Annotated in this window: 16 protein-coding genes; 9 read left to right on the top strand and 7 right to left on the bottom strand. The window is 38.5% G+C overall.

Annotated elements, in window-relative coordinates; all coding sequences use genetic code 11:
- The first annotated feature begins 87 nt into the window (after window positions 1–87).
- The 4 genes from AACH28_RS05360 to AACH28_RS05345 are packed head-to-tail and all read left to right on the top strand — an operon-like array spanning window position 88 to window position 8,850.
- Window positions 88–1,545, top strand: a complete 1,458-nt coding sequence (locus tag AACH28_RS05360; RefSeq protein WP_341832433.1) for an ATP-binding protein — start codon at window positions 88–90, stop codon at window positions 1,543–1,545.
- Window positions 1,542–5,210, top strand: coding sequence for a Z1 domain-containing protein (locus AACH28_RS05355; protein ID WP_341832432.1), 3,669 nt, complete (start codon window positions 1,542–1,544; stop codon window positions 5,208–5,210). The genes AACH28_RS05360 and AACH28_RS05355 overlap by 4 nt, the downstream gene beginning before the upstream one ends.
- Window positions 5,185–7,074 (top strand): AAA family ATPase, encoded by a 1,890-nt coding sequence (locus AACH28_RS05350; RefSeq protein ID WP_341832431.1) that lies wholly within the window; start codon window positions 5,185–5,187, stop codon window positions 7,072–7,074. The genes AACH28_RS05355 and AACH28_RS05350 overlap by 26 nt, the downstream gene beginning before the upstream one ends.
- A 3-nt stretch (window positions 7,075–7,077) precedes the next feature.
- Window positions 7,078–8,850: an AIPR family protein gene (locus AACH28_RS05345; RefSeq protein WP_341832430.1), complete on the top strand. Its 1,773-nt coding sequence runs from the start codon at window positions 7,078–7,080 to the stop codon at window positions 8,848–8,850.
- Between the two features lie 196 nt (window positions 8,851–9,046).
- Here the strand turns inward: AACH28_RS05345 and AACH28_RS05340 are convergent, their stop codons facing one another.
- The 4 genes from AACH28_RS05340 to AACH28_RS05325 form a co-directional block, all read right to left on the bottom strand.
- A complete protein-coding gene (locus AACH28_RS05340) occupies window positions 9,047–9,406 on the bottom strand; it encodes a n-acetylglutamate synthase (protein WP_341832429.1) in 360 nt (119 codons plus the stop codon).
- 128 nt (window positions 9,407–9,534) lie between these two features.
- Complete coding sequence (locus tag AACH28_RS05335; RefSeq protein ID WP_341832428.1) at window positions 9,535–10,728, bottom strand: PDDEXK nuclease domain-containing protein; 1,194 nt, start codon at window positions 10,726–10,728, stop codon at window positions 9,535–9,537.
- Window positions 10,729–10,760: 32 nt separating this feature from the next.
- Window positions 10,761–11,180, bottom strand: coding sequence for a nuclear transport factor 2 family protein (locus AACH28_RS05330; RefSeq protein ID WP_341832427.1), 420 nt, complete (start codon window positions 11,178–11,180; stop codon window positions 10,761–10,763).
- Between the two features lie 95 nt (window positions 11,181–11,275).
- Complete coding sequence (locus tag AACH28_RS05325; protein WP_341832426.1) at window positions 11,276–11,905, bottom strand: helix-turn-helix transcriptional regulator; 630 nt, start codon at window positions 11,903–11,905, stop codon at window positions 11,276–11,278.
- 965 nt (window positions 11,906–12,870) lie between these two features.
- On the opposite strand from AACH28_RS05325, the gene AACH28_RS05320 reads away from it, so the two are divergent.
- From AACH28_RS05320 to AACH28_RS05305, 4 genes are read left to right on the top strand one after another with little or no spacing between them, the layout of a single operon-like run.
- Window positions 12,871–13,245 carry a hypothetical protein gene (locus AACH28_RS05320; RefSeq protein ID WP_341832425.1) on the top strand — a complete coding sequence of 125 codons (375 nt, stop codon included), beginning with the start codon at window positions 12,871–12,873 and terminating at the stop codon, window positions 13,243–13,245.
- A 16-nt stretch (window positions 13,246–13,261) separates the two neighbouring features.
- Window positions 13,262–16,771, top strand: a complete 3,510-nt coding sequence (locus AACH28_RS05315) for a SusC/RagA family TonB-linked outer membrane protein (protein WP_341832424.1) — start codon at window positions 13,262–13,264, stop codon at window positions 16,769–16,771.
- A 29-nt stretch (window positions 16,772–16,800) separates the two neighbouring features.
- Window positions 16,801–18,150 (top strand): RagB/SusD family nutrient uptake outer membrane protein, encoded by a 1,350-nt coding sequence (locus AACH28_RS05310; protein ID WP_341832423.1) that lies wholly within the window; start codon window positions 16,801–16,803, stop codon window positions 18,148–18,150.
- 1 nt (window position 18,151) lies between these two features.
- The gene (locus AACH28_RS05305; protein ID WP_341832422.1) at window positions 18,152–19,372 is read left to right on the top strand and encodes a thioredoxin family protein; all 1,221 of its coding nucleotides are present in this window, start codon (window positions 18,152–18,154) and stop codon (window positions 19,370–19,372) included.
- Between the two features lie 48 nt (window positions 19,373–19,420).
- On the opposite strand, the gene AACH28_RS05300 is transcribed toward AACH28_RS05305, so the two are convergent.
- The 3 genes from AACH28_RS05300 to AACH28_RS05290 all read right to left on the bottom strand — a co-directional run bounded on the left by AACH28_RS05300 (window position 19,421) and on the right by AACH28_RS05290 (window position 21,593).
- The gene (locus AACH28_RS05300; RefSeq protein ID WP_341832421.1) at window positions 19,421–19,633 is read right to left on the bottom strand and encodes a hypothetical protein; all 213 of its coding nucleotides are present in this window, start codon (window positions 19,631–19,633) and stop codon (window positions 19,421–19,423) included.
- 496 nt (window positions 19,634–20,129) lie between these two features.
- On the bottom strand, window positions 20,130–21,140 hold the full coding sequence (locus AACH28_RS05295) for a helix-turn-helix domain-containing protein (RefSeq protein ID WP_341832420.1): 1,011 nt from the start codon (window positions 21,138–21,140) through the stop codon (window positions 20,130–20,132).
- Window positions 21,141–21,191: 51 nt separating this feature from the next.
- A complete protein-coding gene (locus AACH28_RS05290; RefSeq protein ID WP_088161342.1) occupies window positions 21,192–21,593 on the bottom strand; it encodes a hypothetical protein in 402 nt (133 codons plus the stop codon).
- Window positions 21,594–21,911: 318 nt separating this feature from the next.
- On the opposite strand from AACH28_RS05290, the gene AACH28_RS05285 reads away from it, so the two are divergent.
- Window positions 21,912–22,976, top strand: coding sequence for a hypothetical protein (locus AACH28_RS05285; RefSeq protein WP_232475763.1), 1,065 nt, complete (start codon window positions 21,912–21,914; stop codon window positions 22,974–22,976).
- The last annotated feature ends 1 nt before the right edge of the window (window position 22,977 follow it).

Here is a 22,977-nt window from a genome sequence, read left to right as displayed (position 1 = left end):
ATATCAGTTCAACTTTAAGGAATTAAATCCATCAGTAAAGCGAACAGTGTTATCTACAGAAATCCGACGGCTTAAATATAATTTATCATGATTACAGACTATTCAAAATATCAAACCGCTGACGCTGCACCCGTTGCAGTTAATATGCTTGAGTCGTTCAGAGCTGTGGGGTATAGTATGGAAGCAGCTGTTGCGGACATACTGGATAATTCAATATCGGCAGGAGCAAAAAATATATGGATAGATTTTGATTGGAATGGAGCAAATACAACATTTTCATTGAAAGATGATGGTTGTGGTATGAAGAATGATGAATTGATCAACGCAATGCGTCCAGGATCCAGAGATCCGAATGAAGAACGGGATGTAAATGATCTTGGTCGTTTTGGTCTGGGATTGAAAACGGCCTCATTCTCACAGTGCAGAAAGTATACAGTTATTTCCAAAAAACAATCAGAAGAATCTGTTTTCTGGACATGGGATCTGGATTATGTGTATCATTATGCAAAAGAGTGGAAACTGATAGCATCATTACCGGATGGGAACTGGAACGAACAAATTCAGAATTTGTCTTCCGGAACGATTGTTATCTGGCAGGATATAGATCATTTGTTAAAGGGTGTTCGTAAAGACGATGAAAGAGCTTACGATAAATTTTTGCAAATGATGGAACGTGTCAAAAAACATATTGCAACTGTTTTTCATCGTTACATCGAAGGTAATAAAATAAAAATATTTTTCAGTGGCAGAGAAGTTGAAGCATGGAATCCTTTTCTTATACAGCATACAGCAACACAGAGTTTTCCTAAAGAACCACTACACAATGGAAAGATTAAAGTACGGGGCTTTGTGTTACCTCACAAATCCAAACTTACATCGGAAGAATTCCGGAATGCAGAAGGTGTAAGAGGGTGGAATGCCCAGCAGGGATTTTATGTATACCGAAATGAACGGATGCTGGTTAGCGGAGAATGGCTTGGATTATTCCGAAAAGAAGAACACTTCAAACTGGCAAGAATAATGATTGACTTGCCAAATAGTCTGGATGGAGAATGGCAGATTGATATTAAAAAATCAGTCGCAAGAGCCCCTTTCGGGCTAAAAGACAATCTGAAAGCTTATGCGTCCTTGGTAAGAGCTCAGGCTGTTGAGGTTTATAGGCACAGAGGTAAGGTTGTTCAACGGAATTCCACAACTCAGCATTTTCAGCCTGTATGGATAGAGAAACAGAAGGAAGGAAAACGTTATTACGAGATAAATCAGGAACATCCTTTCATTGCTTCAATGGACCTGAAAGCCATAAAACCGCTTATCAGATTACTGGAAGAGACGTTACCGGTTCCATTGATTGTTATTAATGAGTCTGAAACCCCGGATTCATTTTTCAGACCATTTGAAAAAGTAGCAGCTTTCAATGAACTAAAAGAATTGCTGAAAACAGTATATAATTCATTATTGAATACTAACACACCGGAACAGGCAAAAAGCAGATTATTGCTGATTGAACCATTTAATGAATATCCGGAATTAATTGAATGTCTATGAGTAATTATCAACAGGCAAAAACATTATGTAATGCATGGCTTTCAGAAATTGCTAAAACTGAAAGTGTAAATGCTGTACTTATTAAGGAAAAGGTCGGTCAGGTTAATACTCTTTTTAATCTACCGGAATCCGAAAAAGTTAAATTGATCGAAGAATTAGAAGTCTTATATTCAATCTTATCTGATCACTATCGGATACTGGATGATGTAAAACCGGATCCTTGGGTAAAAAATGCCAAATCTGAAATAAACTGGGATTTCTGGAATCGTTACAGAATGTATTTGGAGCAAAAAAATTATGCACCAGATACGCTAAACAAAATGGATAACCTGACGGATGATATTCTTGATAGATTGATTCGACCAGACAGTAATATTCCTTCTGATAAACGAGGATTAATCGTAGGTCATGTACAATCCGGGAAAACCGGAAACTATATAGGTCTTATGTGTAAAGCTGCGGATGCCGGCTATAGATTGATTATTGTTTTAGCCGGAATTCACAACAGTTTACGTTCTCAAACCCAGCTTCGTATTGATGAAGGTTTTCTTGGATTTGATACCCAATTGGCCAGAAGCATCACCCAAACTTCAGATCGTATTGGAGTTGGACGAATAAATCCAACACTGATTGCCCATTCATTGACAACAAATGAGATTAATGGCGATTTTAACAGGAAGGCTTCAGAAACCTCAGGTATAAGTATTGGAGGTAAGGATCCCATTATATTGGTCATCAAGAAAAATGCTTCCGTAATGAAGAATCTTTTAGGATGGCTGGCAAGTCGTGGGAAAACAATGGAGGATGGTAAAAAGCAGATCAAAAATCTACCTTTACTGGTTATTGACGATGAAGCAGATAATGCATCCATCAATATCAGTAAAAATTATGTTTCCGGAATCAATGCGTGTATCCGTTCGATGTTGAAATTGTTTGAGCAGAGTGCTTATATTGGCTATACAGCAACACCTTATGCCAATATTTTTATTAAACAATATACAGATGATGATGTAAAAGGACTTGATTTTAATGTACACAATATCCCATTATCATTGGGTAAAGATATATTTCCGAAGAATTTTATTGTCAATATACCTGCACCTTCAAATTATATAGGTCCTGAGAAATTATTTGGAATTGAATCACTCGAAAATATTGATAAAGAAATAGAACCCTTAGAACTTATCAGAGTTGTAGATGATTATGCAATATATATTCCTGAAGGACATAAAAAAGACGAGCCTAAACCTGAAACCTTAACGGAGCTTCCCCTAACCCTTCATGAGGCTATTAAATGTTTCTTTTTGTCCTGTGCTGCAAGGAGAGCCCGTGGTCAGGCGAATGAACACAACTCTATGTTGGTACACGTAACCCGATTTATAGACTGGCAGGATAGAATAGCAACACTTGTTGAAAATCAAGTGAGAGCTTATGCAAGATTAATAGAGTTTCCCAACAGAAAATTTCTTGGTGAACTTGAACAGCTTTGGAAAGACAGGTTTGTAAAGGTGACAAAACAAGTAATTGATAGTCCTTCAGTGAATGATCCATCGATAGTTGAAATGTCGTGGGCTGATATAGAGCCTCATTTGTATGCAGCGGTTGCTAAAATCGAAATCAGAGCAGTGCATGGTGATACAAATATTAACAGGTTGAAACATAAAAACATTCGACCGCTGGATTATTATGATCATCGTAAGACAGGACTTTCTGTAATTGCTGTTGGTGGTAATAAGCTTTCCCGTGGATTAACACTGGAAGGATTGACCATCAGCTATTTTCTTCGTGCATCGAAGATGTATGATACTTTAATGCAAATGGGAAGATGGTTTGGATACCGTCCGGGATACCTTGATTTATGCAGATTATATACAAGTGAAGAACTGGTAAAATGGTATCAGCACATAACAGTCGCAACTGAAGAAATGCGTGCTGAGTTTGACAGAATGGGCGATCTGGATAAAACTCCGGCAGATTACGGGTTGAAAGTCAGAACTCATCCTGATTCACTTGTTATTACAGCGGCTAATAAGTTTCGTTATAAAAAAATAATGACGTTAAGCCTTTCCGGTGTATTGGAAGAAACATATTCATTCAAAAAGAATGATCCAAAGCATCTGGTAAATTACAACAACACACTAAAACTTATTAACGATTTAGGATTACCTAATGGAACTATAAATACTGAATCTATTCTGCGGAATCATTTTGTATGGAGAGGCAGAAATAATGCGGACAGAATAATTGACTACCTATATGGATATGCCTCAATGCAACCTACTTTTAATGTAAACCTGATAAACAGATTTATCAGTGAACAACAAAAATATGGGTTAATAACGAACTGGACGATAGTGCTTATTAATAATACAACTACGGATAAAACAGTTAAAATCAATACTGATATTACGGTAGGACTTACAAAAAGAAGTGACTTTACTCCTGACTCCAACTATTATACGATTAACAAATCTCATATTATTGATCCGCGACACGAATTTATTGATCTAACTGATGAAGAAATAGAAATAGCCTTTAAAAGAACTATAGAAGACGCAAAGAAAAATGGAAAAAATTTGTCAAAGATCGACAAGCCCAGTCCGGTACGGGTCAAAGAGATCAGACCGGATGAACAAGCACTTCTATTGATTTATTTATTGGATCCACAACCTAAAGAAGACAAAGCTCCCCTCTCATCAATTCCTATAGTAGGATTGGCAGTTAGTTTTCCCTGGATGAAAAATGCGAGACCTATTGAATATGCAGTAAATGAACAATTCCTGAAAGAATTGGATTATTCTGATGAATTGGATGATCAGGAACTTGAAGAACCATTAATAGCAGTTGAAAAAGATAATGAACTGGAGCAACTTGAAGTTCTTGAAAATAGGATTGAAAATAAATTTAAAGAACTGGAGGGGAAAACACAAAAGTGGAACCCTACTTTCTTATATGGAACCAATAAACTGAATTATACTGAGAAGAAACCTGAAGCTGTTCCTGTTATAAAGGCTAAAGATGTTCAACGTTATTATATAAATCCGTATGTTGATTCATGGATTGAAAACCCGGAGCACTTATTAATAAATAAAGGACTTGTTATATCTACAGTGAAATTTCAGGCTCAGAATTTTTCTATTTCAGAAACATCATTGGTTTTAGACGGTGAATGCCTTGCAATATGGATTCCGGAAATCCCTTCCGAATATTTATCAGCTATTCTGAACTCTGTATTTTTTACATATTATAACAGAAGTAAAATCGGACTTGCTACAGAGCAGGTAATAGAAACGTTTCCATTTATTTATTCAGAGCAGTACAGTCATGGAATTTCTATTTTGGTAAGATGTATTTTGGTATTGCAAAAAGAACAATCTTCCAGAGAAAGTCATGTGATGAGTTCATTTTTTATAAGTGTTCTTGACGCAGTAATTTTTGAGGTTTATTTTCCGGAAATTTTTGCAGCAAATCGTCTGAATGTTCTTTCTGAATTACAAAGTCTTATTCCATTTGATAATGATGCGGAAAATATAAAACGCTATTATCAATTATTGAACAAACCTCAAAGTCATGTAAAAAAAGCAATTTATGATATAACTACAATTCCTGAATTCAAACTTATTTATCAAACTCTGACGAATGAAAATCAAACGCATTCAAATTAGCAATTACAGAGCATTTCTGGTAAATAACGACCAGGAATCAGCCCGTTATACAATAGATTTGCCAAAGGGGGAAAACCTGTTGATTTATGGAGAAAATGGAAGTGGGAAATCATCTCTTTTCCGTGCTTTGAAGGACTTTTTTAATTCTGCTTTGAATACAGGATTTCCATTTCAGAAAAATCTATTTTATATTCCTAAGCATAATAAGGAACAGCCTTTTATAAATATAACACTTGAAGATGAAAGCGAATGTTCTTTCTCTGCTGAAACAACAAGGACAAATACGCATACCATTCCTATAATTGCAAAAGCAAGTATTGTAAAGGGGTTTGTTGGATATAGAGACTTACTGCAACTTCATTTCAGGCAACATAACAGTCAGCCGGATCTGTTTTCGTTTTTTCTTGGAGAAACAGGATTATTTTCAGATATGATTGCAATTCTTTCTGTACAAGCTGCAAATAGAATTTCATATAAAGACTTATGGGAAAAGATTCAGCACACCAAAATACAGAATGATATATCGGACTATAACACTAATGTGTATGCTCAGTTCTTGGAATTAGAAGATAGAGCAAATATGCTTCTTAAGTATTTTCAGAAAGAATGTGATTTGAAAATAGAATATCAAGAAATGGAATTGCAAGGCGAAGATTTAGTACCTCCTTCTATTTCACTTAAAATAAAACTTTTTGAGAAGGAATTACCCGAGCATGAGGAAGTTCTAAATGAAGCCCGCCTCACGGCACTGGCCATATCTGTCTATTTAGCTTATATTCTCGGTTTACCGTCAACGGATTTAAGGATTTTATTTCTGGATGATATCTTTATAGGTCTCGATATGACTAATAGAATTCCGTTATTGGAGATCCTCACAAAGGATGAATTCGACGATGGGACTTCATTCAGAGATTTCCAGATATTTCTGACTACTTATGACAGAGAATGGTTTAATGTAGCAAAGCCATATCTTAAAGGCTGGGAAAAAACAGAATTTTATGTAGATAACCATAGTCATAATATTGAACGTCCTTTTATCCGTAAATCTGAAACATATAGAGAAAGAGCAGAATACCATTTGACAAAAGGAGATTATCCTGCCTGTGCTAATTATCTGCGAAAGGCATTTGAAAAAGAACTAAAGAGAATCTTGCCTGAAAATGTACTTTATCCGGGTTTTAATGGCACATCGGGAGACAATAGTGTAATTACTTTATCAAAAAGGAATCTTTCAATTTCGGAAAATGATAATTCCTGGTTTTATAAATTAAAAGAGGAAGAAGATACAGATGTTGATACTTTCAGATTTATCTCTTTACAACAAATGATAGATCAGTTTAAGAAGTTAGTCAATCGATATGAAGTTCCATTCTTACTCATTGATGAACTTATCGGAATCAAAGACCGTTTACTCAATCCTCTTTCTCATGATGATCTGAAATCTTCAATATTTAAGGCAGAACTCATCACTGGATTTAAAATATTAGATGAGCTTCAGAAAATAGTTTCAAAAGTCATAGTATGTGTCAAAGACAGTAATGCAATTCAGATGTACAGTATAAAAACTGATTATAAGAATGATAGTTATTATTATAGATTTGAATTAAGGAGTAATCTAACATATTTTCAATATGGTGCTTATAGAACATTTTTGAATGCAGTTTTTCATACTCAATATCGAACAAGAGGATATAATTTTTCAAATTTTGAGATTATGGAATTTGATTACACTTCAATTGAAAAATTATCGAAAGCCATATTTTTTGCTTCGTCAGAACCTGGAGTCTCTTATAGATTTTATGAAAATTTTATGTTTGATGAAATTTACACCGCTGATGGAAAGAAAATATCTGAACTGATTTAATTTATGGCACAACAGGAACTCAATCGGTTTTATACAGATTTATTACAGGATATTCGTTCAGAGCAGCTTTCAAATCAAGAAGGTGGTTCTTTAGAGCAACTATTTACTAAGCAGGCTATTGACCTTCTCTCTGGAGGGGGAGAAACTGCAGATGCTAGAATTTCTTTCCATGAAAGTATTGTAGCAAGAAACCGCCATAAGATCAATGCTTATGCTATTGCTGATAATTATGAAACCCTCGATCTTTTTGTTACAGTATTTAAATGTACAGAAGAACCTATACGTGTTCAGAAATCCGATATTGATAATGCCGCAAAATTATTACTCTCGTTTTTGAAAAAAGCTGATAACAGAGAATATGCAGATAGCTTGGAAGAATCATCAGAGATATTTGACTTTGCCCATACTTTAAATGCCTCAGTGGAACTGAGAGAAAACCTTGTAAGAATAAATATATTTATTTTAACCGACGGTATTTATAATGGGGAAATTCCTTCACAAAAAGAATTAAATGAGATTCCTGTTTTTTTCCGAGTGGTTGATCTGAATTATCTGTTCAATATTTCAGAGAAAGAATACATCCCTATTGAAATCGATTTCGAACAGGACGGTTTTGAGGTGCCATGTATTAAGGCGGATATAGATAATCCTGAATATCAGTCTTACCTAGCATTAATCCCCGGACATGCACTTGTTTCAGTTTATGAGCAATATGGAGCCAGACTATTAGAACAGAATGTGCGATCATTTCTACAGTTCACTGGAAAAATAAATCAAGGGATCAGGAGAACAATATTGAAAGAACCACATATGTTTCTGGCTTTTAATAATGGTATAGCAGCTACCGCCGATGATTTAAAACTCAAAAAAACAGAAAAGGGATATCTGATAGAATCTGTAAAAGATCTTCAGATTGTAAATGGAGGACAAACAACAGCATCTATATATCATACTTGGAAGAAAGATAAGGCTGAAATAAAAGACATTGTAGTTCAGGTCAAACTGAGTATCATAAAAGATAAGAATAATTTTGCGGAAATCGTTAGCCGTATTGCTGAATATGCCAATACTCAGAATAAAATTTCTATTTCTGACTTGAGTTCTAATACTCCATTTCACATTGAACTTGAAAAATTATCAAGAAATATATGGGCTCCGCCTGTTAATGGTCAATCTTATCAAACCAGATGGTTTTATGAAAGGGCCAGAGGTCAATACAGAAACGCAAGGTCAAGGGAAGGAACTACAAAAGCAAAACTCAAAGCATTTGACTTTAAAAATCCTAAAAAACAGTTCTTTACAAAAGAGGAGCTGGCGAAATTTATAAATACATGGAGTGAAGTCTATGTGGATGACAAGCTCATTATCGGACCTCATATAGTTGTAAGAGGAAGCCAAAAAAATTATGCACAGTTTATTGCACATAATATTCCTGAAAATTCTGATAATAAATATTTCGAAGATGCAATCGCAAAGGCTATTTTATTCAGGACCGCTGAAAAGTTGTACGGAATAAAACCCAATTCTATCGGCGATATGAGATATATAACGGTTCCTTACACTCTTGCTTTATTATCCTATAAGAAAGGAACAGAAATAAATCTGTCCGAAATATGGAAGAAGCAAGGTGTATCTGACGAGTTGCAAACTATAATTTATGATTTGATGGTTCAGGTAGAACAATTTATAAAGAAGAACGCACCGGGAGCTTTATATGGTGAGTGGGCGAAGAAAGAGGAATGTTGGGTTATTTTAAGGAATGATTTTAAGCTTTGACCTCCTATTGATGGCTCGAAAATTTCCACCTATTTGCTTTTCTGATCGAAGAACGTAAGCACTTCATCGACTGTATTTTCCAGAATGAGCTTATTGAAAACCGGGATATATATTGTATTATTATTAAATAATTCTATCAAATTGTTTTAAGCGCGTAGGATAAGTACTTTTTTCTTCGTTTCTAGAATTTCTCCGGTCAACTGATTGAATTGGCATCAAATAAAATTTCTTCAAGTGTAGATTTTCCACTTGATTGGTCCCCATTTGTCCATTTCCATTCTTCGTGCAGTCTAATTCTTCCATCTTTAAGAATCTCAGGAGTAGATTTACAGAGTCCCGTCATTATTTCCCCATTACTATTAATGTGGTGATATTGCATATCTATATTTCCATCATCGTCTACGATTCCGAGCAAATGTCCGGAGACAATGCTGCCCCCCGAATAAATAGATGTGAGGATATTTCCCTCTTGCTTGTAGTGAAAAGTCGTTTCACTTGAAGTGTCGCCATTATCTGAATTGGTGACAACTTGGAATATTCGGCTGTGATAGTTCATTTTTAAATTTTGCTAATAAATAATGTGTTTCGCTATCATGGTCGATTACGTTTTTTTCATTGGAATCTTCATAACCCCATCTTTCTAGTTTTTGAACCGACATCACCAAAACCAAGGTTAGGGGATTCTTAATTTTCTCTACCATATACGATTCCTTGCTCACGTAATATATTCTTTTCCCTTTCTATCTCCGCGATTAGCTCTTCTTTTGAAGGCAATTCGAGCAAATACTTACTGACAAACAATTGTTGATCGCTGTCGGCAATGGCGTATTCTACCAACGCTTTGTTTTGGTTGGTCACGAGCAATAACCCCACCGGAGGATTGTCGTCCTTTTGCATCATTTCCTTTTTGTAGTAATTGACGTAGGTTTTTAATTGCCCGATATGTTCATGCTTGGCCTCATCAATTTTGAGCTCTACTAGGACATGACATTTTAATATCCTGTGGTAAAAGACAAGATCAATGAAGAAGTATTCTCCACCTATCAATATGCGTTTCTGTTTGGCTTCGAAGCAAAAGCCTTGGCCCATTTCAAGCAGAAAGCCCTCCAAGTGTTCTAGGAGTGATTTTTCAAGATCATTTTCATAAACGACATCTTTGGCCTTTAGCCCAAGGAATTCAAAGGTAAAAGGTGATTTGATGAAATCATCGGCTGTTAGCTGTTCTGCTTTTTGGTTGATAATCTTGGATAATTTATCGGGTTTCTTGCTTATCCCACTTCTCTCATAATATAGCGTGTTGATTTGTCTTTTCAATTCGCCGACGCTCCATGCTTGCCTAATACATTCTAACTCATAAAATGTGCGCTTCTCTAAATTTTGAATTGGGAGGAGTTGTACGAGGTGAGTAAAAGAAATCTTCGATAAAATTTCGAAAGGATCTGTTAGGGGACCGTTTTTTATAGGGTGTTGAAACGCTTGGTTCAATTCATCAGTCGTCGACTGATGAATTGAATTTGTCTTGTAGTCAGTACTTTGTAATTGGTCAGTCAACGACTGACCAATTTGAACTCCTTTTAAGTTACTGTTGATCAGAGCATCTTTTACAGCAGATATTAGATGAGGGTATGCAATATAAAATTGTCTGCATAACCTTAGATTCGTAACAGATAATCCTTTTATTTTAATAGATGCGGCGAGTTCGGCGAGTAGCTGTTCACCATACTTTGCTCTTTCTTTACCCTTTTGTTCAAATTCTATGATGTATAGGCCTATTAGCCAGTTGCGCAAAGTGAGCGATTGGTTCACAGCTTTTATCGCTGAAAGCTGTAACTCTTCATGGGTATTTTGGATACTGCTGACTAATTTTTCAAATTCCATTTCTTACTGATCTCTTTTATTCTTTTTAATCACTACGCTATATCCGTCAACTTTCTAATCTTCCCATCAGCCGAAAACTCAAAAATCGACTTCCCCTGTATGTTTATTTCATCGCCTTTTTTCAAGCCATTCGAAAAATCCATTGCCGAAATAGCACTATAGTTGATCACGATTTCTGTCGAACTACGGGTATGAGTGATTGTCTCGATGGACTGCTCTCGCTCACTGAAATATGATAGGGCGGCAATCGCCTGTTGTTTAAATTCTTCAATGCCTCGCAATTCCATCGTTTTCTCACCATTCATTATGTTCTGAAAAACGATTCCACCATCAAAATCTGGTACCATATTTTCAACATCCATCTTGTTATATGCTTCAACATATTGGAAAATCTTTTCCGTTCTTTCATTTAAGACGGATGCGCTCGTAAGTTTTGGTACTTTATTTTCCATTTACATGCTAGTTGGTAAAAATGCTTTTTCTGTGTGAGGTTTCTTTTTAAATCTGAAAAATATAGTTGCGGTGCGAGAATAAGCTCATCGCGTTGTCATTTCGGATTAAGCTTTTTTCCATTTGAATCCTTCAGTTTTTCGTTCTCAATCGATTGGATTGCTTCTTGCACGATATCATTGGACAGAGATTTTATTATCATAAAATAAAATGGTTTCGCTCCACGTCCTTTTTTATCAATTTGCTTTTTATCTGTTTTTACGATAGAACCGGCAAAGTTTTTACTAATTGTACCCGATATCTCTTCATTATCATAGGATACAGCAAATTGTTCTACAATTTTGCTGTTAATATCTTTGATTAGAAATTCGGACTTCTCCGACATGTTACTAAATATGATTGTTAGATGTTCAATTATAAATCTTTCATTATAAACTGTTAATGGTTTCTCACGGGAATTAATTTTCGTCTTTGTTACTTCGGGCAACTTGGAAAAGGCAGGGAATTTACATGCAGGGTTTCCCATTTGATAATAAAATAAGCCGTAAATAGAAGAGACACTTTGTAGCTTCTCAACATTATAATTTGTTGTTCCGTTTTCCAAATCACTGTATTCAGAAGGGCTCATTTCGCTTAAATCGGCTGCTTCTATTTGGCTTAAACCAAAGTGTAATCTATATTTTTTTGCTTGTTTACCGAATTCTAGCTTGATGTCATAGCTATTCATTATATTTATATAAATTTCTTTTTAATTGTATTTTATATTTTTATTTGTATATTTGTGTTAGTTATTTAAGCGACTACAAGAAGAGGGTGCTGTCACTCTCTAATTACGATGTTACTCATAACAGAAAACCGCTAATTTTCCATATGAGTTGATCGTGGGTTCGCTTTCTATTGGATTTTTTTATCTTTGTAGATATTAGTCCAATAGGGCGGATTCCATGTCAGACTCTGTGGAACCATAATTTCGGTTATGGTGGTCCTAGCGGTACCTCTGTCAGAGCTTTGGAATTCGCCCTATTGGTTATTTCAACCAATACGCCCTTCCTCAAGCTTTCTGAGTTTCATCGTTTGATAACCAAAATGAATGATTATGAAACGAACAGAAAACACCCCCAAAAAAAACACAGTTTACCTCCAGGAGGTAAGCCATCGGTTTTCACACACTATTCCCATAAAGAACTTAATTCGTTCGCCTGGATAGATTATTTAAATCATTAAAAACCGAAACAGGAGAGGGCTGCTATCGCCAATTTGTAATGTGCCGATAGGATACAAATAAGTACTCCCTTGTCCGAGGTTTTCCGATCTGTCTGTAATACAACATCCCTTTTTGATCTGGTTAATAATAAAGTTAATTGCTCTATCGAGCCTGAACAACTTAAAATTAGCATTTAATTTTTATTCTGCCAAATAAATAAAGGAATTATTGTATAGTTTTTCTATAAAGTGCAGATCGGTTTTTTACCTGTCCCGGCAGGAAGCGCCATAATATTCCCCTAATCAATGCTTTGCAATCGTCTTGGGGCGCTTTTCGGGATTTTGTTTATTCTTAATTTGTGACACCTGTAAGGGCTGATTAGTCCCTGCAATGACACCTCTTTGGAATGCAAAATTTTTGCAATAGGGGAAGGTATGTCCGATTCAAACGATAGGGCATTGCCAAAGTCATCTTTATGAACCTTAAAAATGAATCAAAAATATTCAAATGTTCTAGCGCTAGAACTAGCCATATACCAAGTACACGATCAAGATTATGATCCCACGGATAAGATTGTTGATTTTTGGAAAAAGTATGATATCCGTACCATCCAGAATACCATCTCTTTACTACTTAAAAAATCAGCAGACCGCTGGCCTAATGAAAATCTAATAGAACTCTGCCAAAAGCAGGTGTTCGGCTTCGACCTATTGGCTGTACTGATCGCTTATTTCCACGTGCATAACGACTATGTAGACATGAGCAAATTGGATTTTTCCGACGCCGAATCAACAACGCTGAGTTTGGATGAACTGGAGATCACCAAGCGGATCCACGAATTCTTTGGACGAATAGTAGACTAACCTTACCAATAAGCAGATGACAAACAGATCAAATCTGATGTCTGCCTTATTGGATAAGGTAGCATATCTGGCGACCTTAAATGGCGCTGGAAAAAATAAATTAAAAAAAGTTCAATTCGAATGGGGTAAAAAGTACTCCCTCGATTGTATGGTATATAGTCTGAGGCAGATCATGTCGGCATGTACTCCTGTGCCGACGACAATGGGCGTAAAGGGTGTGATACAGTTACCGCTGAATCTATACTTTTTAGTTTTCAATGCTATTATTTGTCTTTCAAAGGCATTGAAGAACAAACATGCCCTGCTTATTCTGGCATGTTTGTTTCATATGTTTAGTTTATCGGCTCAGACGCCCCGCAAGGACAGCGGGGCGGAAGGGCTGTTAGCTATTAGCGGTACTGTGGTATCGTCTGTCGACGGTAAGCCGATCCAAGGTGTTTCCATCCGTGTCGAAGGTGAAAAGGGTAGGACCTCTTCTAAAAATGATGGTTCATTTTCATTACCAGTTTCCAATCCTAAAGGTATAGTTTCGTTCTCCCATGTGGGATTCAAGCGCTTAGAAACTTCATATACTGCCGGAGTATCATTGGCTATAAAATTGATACCACTGGAGAATCAATTGGAAGAGGTGGACGTAGTCTCTACAGGATATCAAAAGATTCCGAAGGAACGGGCGACGGGGAGTTTTGAAGTAATCGGAAAACAGCAACTTAATATCAGCAAAAGTACTAACATTATAAATCGGCTGGAAGGCTTATCGCCTGCGCTCCGTTTTGAGAAAAGGGTGGAAGGACTGTCCCCCTTGCAGCAATTATCTGTCCGTACAACTTCAACCTACTATGGTTATTATAATCCACTGGTTATATTGGATAACTTTCCTTACGAGGGTGATATCGCAAATATAAACCCCAACGATATTGAGTCGGTAACCATCCTTAAAGATGCTGCGGCGGCGTCCATCTGGGGAACCCGAGCAGCGAATGGAGTTATCGTATTGACTTCTAAAAGAGGGACTAAGGACGGTAAACTAAAACTGTCAGTCCAGGTAGCAAGCCAGTTGGGTGAAAAGCCGGATATCTATAAAAAACCTTACATGTCCAGTTCATCTTTTATGGAGATGGAAGAGCTGTTATTTAAAAACAAGTTTTTCGACTGGCAGATCACTTCTTTGGATCGGAGCATTACCCCAATGGTTGTGTTAATGGACAGGCTACGCAAAGGCGAGATCGATCAAATAGCCTATGATCGTCAGAAAGCTGAATGGAGTAAAGAGGATGTGCGAAAAGACTACTTAAAGTACATCTATAGAAACAGCTATAACCAGCAATATGCAACCAATATAACTGGAGGCAGTGCTAACTATGATTTTCAGGCGAGTGTGGGGTACGATAAAAACCGTAATAATATTCAAAATGGGGGGCTGGAAAGAGTTACGGCCCGGTTAGTGACAAACATCCGCCCCGTCAAACAGTTGGAGATCGGCATGCAGCTGATGTATGGAAACTCTGCCATCAAAGGGATGGGTACTGATTCTCAGCTTGCTTTTGGCTCCCTGTATTCTGGCGCGGGACGTAGTTTTTATCCTTATCTCAGGTTGGTCGACGACAATGGAAAGGCTGTTGATCTGGAGACGGTTACGATCCGTAAATCGTACATCGATACGCTTGCAGGGGGAAGGCTCATGCCGGCCCACTACAATATCTTCAATGAAATTGCCAGCAGCGAAAATAAAAATAGTACCGAAGATGTCACGCTCAATTTAAGTGCGAACTGGAAATTGACACCTTTCATAAGCGCAAATGTAGCCTATCAATTTCAGAAGTCAGCAAATAAAATAACCAACTGGCAGGGGATTGATTCTTATTTTACACAGCATTACATCAATATGTTTACGCAATGGACGCCGACTACGATAACACGAAATGTGCCAATCGGTGATATCTTTTACCAAAACAATGGTATCATAAATTCACATTACCTAAGGGGAAATCTGGCTTGGGATCAATCATTCGATCGGGATCGACATAAAATCAATGCCATCGTTGGAGCTGAAATGAAGGATTTGAACAATCGGATGGACGGGCACAACCTCTATGGTTATGCTCGCAATACATTGAGTTATGCACGTGTGAATTACCTGACCAATTTCCCTTTGCTGAATGGGATCATGGGATCAGGACAGATCATTGATGGCGTCAGATTTGACGAGCTGAATCAACGGTTCACTTCTTTCTTTGGTAATGCGACCTATACCTTTTTGGATCGGTATTTTCTGAGTGGAAGCATACGCAGGGATGCCTCTAATCTATTTGGCGTGTCAACAAACAACAGGTGGCAACCGCTTTGGTCTGCTGGCTTAGCATGGGACATAACAAAGGAGTCTTTTTATCATTTCGATGCGCTATCTCGATTGAAAATCAGGGGTACCTATGGCTATAATGGCAATGCCAATAATTCTTACTCGGCCAATCCGATTATGGAATATAGCGGAACACATAGTATCACTTCGTATACTTATGCCTATATGGTCAATCCTTCCAATCCGGATTACAGGTCTGAAAAGGTTGGTGTTTTTAATCTCGGGCTTGATTTTGCTGCTCTCGGCAATCGTATTTCGGGAACTGTTGATTTTTATAAGAAAGATGGGCGGGATATCGTTGCCCGGGGGATGGTCGATCCAACAACAGGATTTGATTCACAGATCTTGAATGTGGCCCATTTTGCCGGACGCGGCATTGAAGCTAATCTACAAACCTTGAATATAAAAGGAAACAAATTCTCGTGGATTTCCAATCTGATATTCAATTATCAGCGGAATATTACTAAAAAATACAACTATAGGCCTGCACGGGCAGATTCATACCTTGATGCAGCTACCTCACCGAATCCGGTGGAAGGCCGCGATCTATACGGACTGTATGCCTACCCATTTGCAGGACTGGATCCACAGACTGGTGAGCCCTTAGGTTGGATGAATGGCGAGAAGAGTAAAGAGTATACAAAATTTGCTTCTTCACCTCTGGAGACGCTAAAATTTATGGGATCAACGATTCCGCTATATTCGGGTTTTGTACGTAACACCTTTAACTACGGCCCTTGGTCTTTGAGTACAAATATTCAATACAAGTTTAAGTTCGTATTTAGAAGACCGACAATAAATTATTCGGCTTTAGCAAATTACTGGACTATGCATGAGGATTTTGACAATCGCTGGCGTCAGCCAGGGGATGAGCTGAATACCAATGTACCTGCTTTTATATATCCGTTAAATAATGCCCGGGACAATTTTTATACATTCTCGGACGCGGTCGTTGAGCGGGGAGATGCCATCCGCATAAAGGACATTAATGTGAATTATAATTTTAATGGACTGGGCAAAGGGAAAATCCGTGGTCAGGTATTTTTTAATATGGATAATATGAACTTGATCATCTGGAAGAAGACAGGATATAATGTGGATTCCGATTATTACCGCTCCATACCAATCCCACGTACGTACACGCTGGGCGCAACACTGAACTTATAAATCGAACTGTCATTTAACACGAATTGAGAATGAAAAGATATCCTATTTTCTTTATCACAGCCCTACTGTTTGCCTTAGTTGGCTGTGATAAATTTTTAGACAAAAAAGCTGATCTAAAAATGGCTATTCCAGAATCTATTGAAGATGGAGAGGCCTTGATGGATAATTATAGCATGTTAAATCAGGGTTATCCTTATATCGGTGAATTGTGTAGCGACAATTTTCAGATGAGCTATGCAGACTGGTCTGCGATCACGATTGACGAGGATAGGGACCTGTTTGTATGGAACATACAGGCAGCCCCACCTGCCACGCAATGGTCCGCCTCTTATCGGGTGGTTTATAATGCTAATCAAGTACTTGCAATGATTGATAAATTGCCCAGCAATGATCGCTCGGAACAACTAAAAGGTAAAGCCTTATTTTTTAGGGCTTATGCGCATCTAGCCTTGGGTGAGCTATTTGTGGATTTGCCCAGAGCGGATAAAAGCAATGCTGCAAAAATAGCTATTCCTTACCGTAAAACGCCGAATATTGAGGAGCATAGTCCGAGAGTGACCATTGGGGAATTCTATGAGCAGTTGCTAGCCGATTTACGGTCGGCTACCGAGCTACTGAAAGATAACAATGATAAGACCTCCAGACCTTCATACACAGCCAGTTTGGCTTTATTGGCAAGAGTATATCTTTATCTCCAAGATTATGAGCAGGCTGCGTATTATGCAGATAAATGTCTGCAACGAAATGCTTCTTTATTGGACTTTAATGTGCTGAACCAGTCGAGTAATACGCCGATTTCGAGATTTAATACGGAGGTGTTATTTCAGGCTATTTCAAGCGGGAGTGCGACTTATACCCGCACACGTTGGAAAGTGTCGGCAGAACTAATGGAAGTCTATCAGGCTAACGATCTGCGCAGGACAGTGTTTTTTATTAATAATAACGACGGTACCTATTCTTTCAAAGGAAATTATGACGGTGTTTTGAATCAGGCTCCCTTCAGTGGCTTGGCTGTAGACGAGATGTATCTGATCAGGGCTGAATCAAATGCTCGGCTAGGCAAGATTGCTTTGGCACGAAAGGATATCAACGATCTGTTAAGGTCGCGTTGGAAATCTGGTACGTATACAGATCGTACAGATACTGATCCGGTTACACTATTGGATTTTATCTTACAGGAAAGGAGAAAAGAACTGATTATGCGCCAGCGGCGCTGGCCAGATCTAAAAAGATTGAACTTAAAGGCCGAAACGGCTGTGACTTTAAAAAGATCGTGGCCAGAAAAACTGGCAGAATTACAGCCGAATGCTCCTCAATATACTTTTTTGATACCATTTGCTGTACTCAACAATTCTATGCTTACTCAAACTGAACGATAAAATGAAAAAATTGATTAAAAATATGTGTGTTATAGCTTTGTTATTGCATACAATACAGACTGCTTATTGTAGCACTTCTCAGACAGATACATTGACTATTGGAATGAAAATGCCCAATGTGGATATGGGGACTCTTGAAGATGGTGTTCCGTTAGGAAAGTTTTCACAACAGGCTGCGCGCCTCGTCATTCTTGACTTTATGAATTCGTCTTGTTCAAGTTGTATTGCCGCGCTGCCTAGGCTGTCTAAGGTTGCCAAGAGATTTGGAAAAGATATTCAGATTTATCCTGTGACCTATGAAAATCGCGGCCGGATGGCTAAAATGAGGGAGTTAAATGATGTTATAGCTGCCACAGATTTGAAATTTATCGTTGAAGATAAGAATCTAAAGACGCTTTTTCCGCATCAGACCGTTTCTCATGTTGTATGGATTCTCGATGGTCTAGTGAAAGGAATTACTCATGTTGAATACTTGGATGAAAAGATGGTAAACACCATGCTCAAAGAGGGTAGACTTGATGTTCCTCAGAAAAATGATTTTAAAACTTTTGACTATTCGAAATCACTGAAGGATATGCATTATCCTCTCAGATCTTATGCTGCTCTGACTGGCTATATTCCAGATGCCGATACCAAGTTTGGTACGGATATTTCGTCTGATTCGAGCATTATACGGGAGTACATGATCAATGTGCCGATAATTTCGGCCTATATGCATGCTTATGGAAAAATTACGCGATTGCCATATATGAAAGCTGATCGGATCATAATAGAGTCGGCCCATCCGGAAAAATATAGTTATGCCTCCGATCGGGATGGCTACGAGGAAGATTGGTTATTAAAAAATGCGATCTCGTACGAATTTGAATTTACAGAGAGAAACTCAAAAGATAAACGGATGCGGAATATTATTCAGGATCTCGACAATAGGTTACATGTAAAGACATCGATTGAAAAAAGAATGATTGATTGTTGGGTTATTATTGATGGCAAGGGCAAAAGTAAAAATATGCATGAGGTCGGCCAGTCCAAAAGAGATTTTGTATTTATGGCAGATCTCAATATGGCATATCCAGTCATCTTGGATGAAAGTACATTGAATAACAAAATTCCTACGAGACCACATCAATCTTTTGATGAACTAAGATCTTTACTGCGTGACGCAGGTTATGATCTAGTGAAGGCAAAAAGAGCAACAGAGGTTTTTGTATTGGTAGATTAACAAAATTAGGGTGCATGATGTATGCACCCTATTATTAAAACAGCATGTTTACGACTTTAATGTTACATGCGATGTATTCGACCTGGTATTTAAAGCTTCGAGCATTTCGTTTCTCAAATCTTCTGTAATATCTGGTTTTCCCCCAACATTAGGAGCGTCGATAGTACAGATTTGATTATTGCCCGAACAACCAGGTGATCCTGCTGAATAACTGTCTGGATTACCAGGGTTACTTGGATCATTTAATTGAAATAGTGCCATAGTGCAAAATTTTAATTAGACAAATCTTGTTAATTAATCAGATAAATCGTCAATATATCCGGTTTCACAGATTCTGCTGGAGCTGACCGAAACGCCGCATTAGGCCAGCCCTTTTCGGGTAAATGCTGTATCGTACCGCCACACGGGAATGTCGTAAACCTGCGTCCGTGCCGGTCACGTACAGGGCCGGCACAGCAGCAGGTTGCTTGACGCAAAAGCTTTATCTTGGCCAGACCAGTATACGTTCGCTGCACCAGTTGTGAAGGCCATTGCCGATGCGGGGTTCTCAAATCCGCGGCAAATGGTTGCTCGTTTAAAAAATGCATCCTGACTCGTTCTGTACGTTGTATATGCTCTTGCTTGATCATACTTTTCTGTTTATAAATTCACCCAGTCCTAGGGGTATTTGGTTCACTGATTCAAAGCTAGATACAGCTGGGGCGCATAATTTGACACAAACCGTATCAGCATTTGACAAAATCCGTGAATCTACTTGCTAACTGCTGTCTTTTGGAAGGCGCATTTGATATTGGAACTTTTTTGGAGACAGTCCGCTCTCACTTTTGAAAAACCGGCTGAAACTTGAAATTTGGCCAAAGCCACATAAGTCTGACACAAGATGTACGCGTAAATCCTGACACAGTAAGTGTTTTGCCTTTTTTAGCAATTCTCGATTACGGTGGTGCAGTAGGGTTTCTCCATAGCGTTGCATATGGTATCTATTGAGCTGATCTTCTTGTATATGCAGGCTGTCAGCGATATCTTTTATCCATGTCATTTCCTCGGTTTCAGCAATGCGCTTACTGATCAGTTCCCGCGCCTGTTCGACCAAAAGATCCTGGTGGCTCAGCAGCCCTGCGGCTTTCAATAGCTTATTTTTGCTCAAAAGGAGCAGATCCTGAATCGTATGGAGGATGATGCTTTTAGGGATCAGGGGCTTTTTATTGAGCTCTTCCGTAAGTTCGGAGAATGTCCGTCGTGTTTGCTCCATCGCCGCAAAATCAAGACTGACACGGTACTGTGCGAGTTTGCCTTTGTGTGCAGCGATAAGGCTGGCTAGATACTCAAAGCCAGGCACACCACCGATGTGCAGCAGATCTAGGGGGAGGGTAAATCCTTGAATATGATACTTTCCAGGTTCGAATTTTAGCGCAATTATTGTCTCCGGAGCATAAAAAAATGCGCCATGTTTGGGACGAAAAATAAATTCGGCATTGACTTGCGGCTGGCTGTATTGGATCGGCGTACGCCCAGCGAGATGGTAGAGCAGGTGTGTCTGCGGGCTGCGTATGTCAAAGCGAATTGTTGTTGCACTGCTCACCTCGAGCTGATAGCAATAGCTCTCCAGATTTCCTGTCTCTAGATACTCCTCAAAGATGCTAATTTGTTGATTGCAAAGCAGTCTGGTTCGGCTATCGGGTAGCCGCTGATGAAAGGATTTTGTGAGCGTACTCTTGCTCACAAAATCCATTTCTGCTTCTATCAACCTGAATGATTCGGTCTGCATATAGCTGTTAATTTTGGGGAATATGCCACGTCTGTTTCGGGGAAACGTGGATCAGCTACGTGCTGCATTCCGATAAACAATGCGGATAGAAAAATAACCTGTCGGCAACAAGCTGTTCGCAACAGGTAAATCACTGGATGAATTGTATCGTGAAAGGATGATATCCTTTGGTGTGTCTTCTTCTTCATCGACCGAACTGCTGTTCTTTTGGAAGTCAACGGCCAGTCCGTTGTTCCAGCTGTCGGCAATCCCAATGCTAAGCTCGGTTTTGAGTGCCGTAGACATATTGTTCAGATATTGGATCTGGCTGGGGCGCAGATCAAAATAGGTCAGCATAAAGCCAGCGAGGTCACTCATGACAAAGTTGATCATCGCAAGACGATCGGCATGGAGTGTGGCCAATACAAACTGTTGCAGGTCGTTAACACCCGCTTGGTCAAATGTTCTTTTCATATTTTTGCTATTTCGTAAAACCACAAATAAATCGGCTAAAACCACGGAAAGCAAGTGTTTGGAACAGATATGACAGCTTTCCGTAAATTTTGACGGAATGTTTCAGGGGGAAAATAAGTGTTATTTAAAAGAAATTTTGTAAATTTGAGATAAGTATTTTTTTTAAGCCAATCGCCTAACTAATTTGTAACCAGTATGCCGTCGGGTAAATTAAATAAAAATAAAAGGTTGTTTTCGTATTTATTAAAAATTGTGAGCGTCCGATGGATCCGAATATTCTATTATCCGCTTTACATTTTCTTTTGCTTTATCATTGCTTTGATCATAAATCTGGGTTCTGCTGGTAGTAAAGTGGTTGAACGTGTCCATAACAAACGCTTTATGGCTGTATGGATAGGTACGGTTTTGCTGCTGCTGGTCTACGCCTTGCTGATCAGCTATATGCATACAGTTCTGGTCCTTCGGAAACGGTTTGGTAGGAACGGTAAGCTTAATTTTATGATTTATCTGCTGTGCTCAATTTGCGTTGTACTGGCTCTTCATGGAGTTGTACTCGAAGTATTGCTACCGGATAGGCCGGGATTAATCGTGCTTTCGAGATGGTATCTGACAACCGATTTTTTGTTTTTCTTTCCGATAGTGATCGCATATATACTTTTTGTGTACCGTTTTCCGAAATGGGTATTGCTGGATTGGCAATCCCTTGGTCTGCTGACGGTTCATTTACCCGAGTCTAAAACTCGTCTCGATAGACGTCCATCACCACTTCTGTTAGACATCGGATCCGGAATGCGTGAAAATCTAGCTGTCCGTGAAAATACGACTGACCAGCTGGAAAGGAGTTCACGGCAACTCTCCTGGAATAACGCCCAGACAGCAACGATGGATCTCTCGTCTTTGACAAAAGCAGAATCACAGGCTGTGCTGCTCAGCCTATGGCAACGCAATCGGGATCGGCTGGCACTGATGGTATATCTCTTGCGCAAATGGGAGGGTGAAGAACCGATAGGAGGTAAAACGATAAAATGCCTAAACGCGGTGATCATCTATAAAGAACAACGTACGGCAGATGTCTATCTGCATGATGGCAAGTTTTGTCGGATAGACGTAACGACCAAAGTGCTGCGTGAAAATCCCTGGTTGGTCAAAATACGGGCAAAAGTGTATGTTAATATGCTCTTTTTTCGCGTGCCCGTAAATCGGCCCACCATGTTGGAGCTCAACGCTGAAATAAAACAGAAACTACATAGATTGTTGCCGGAGGAAAAACTCAAAATTCTGGTTACGCCTTCGCGTGAACTACGCAACAACATCAATAATTTTTGGGGAATAATAGATACGCTAGATGAAAACAAATTGGAAGAGGAATTTAATCTGGCTTAAA

It is taken from the genome of Sphingobacterium thalpophilum, from assembly GCF_038396785.1.
Lineage (GTDB): Bacteria > Bacteroidota > Bacteroidia > Sphingobacteriales > Sphingobacteriaceae > Sphingobacterium > Sphingobacterium thalpophilum_A.
This window is presented reverse-complemented; position numbering and strand designations above follow the sequence as displayed.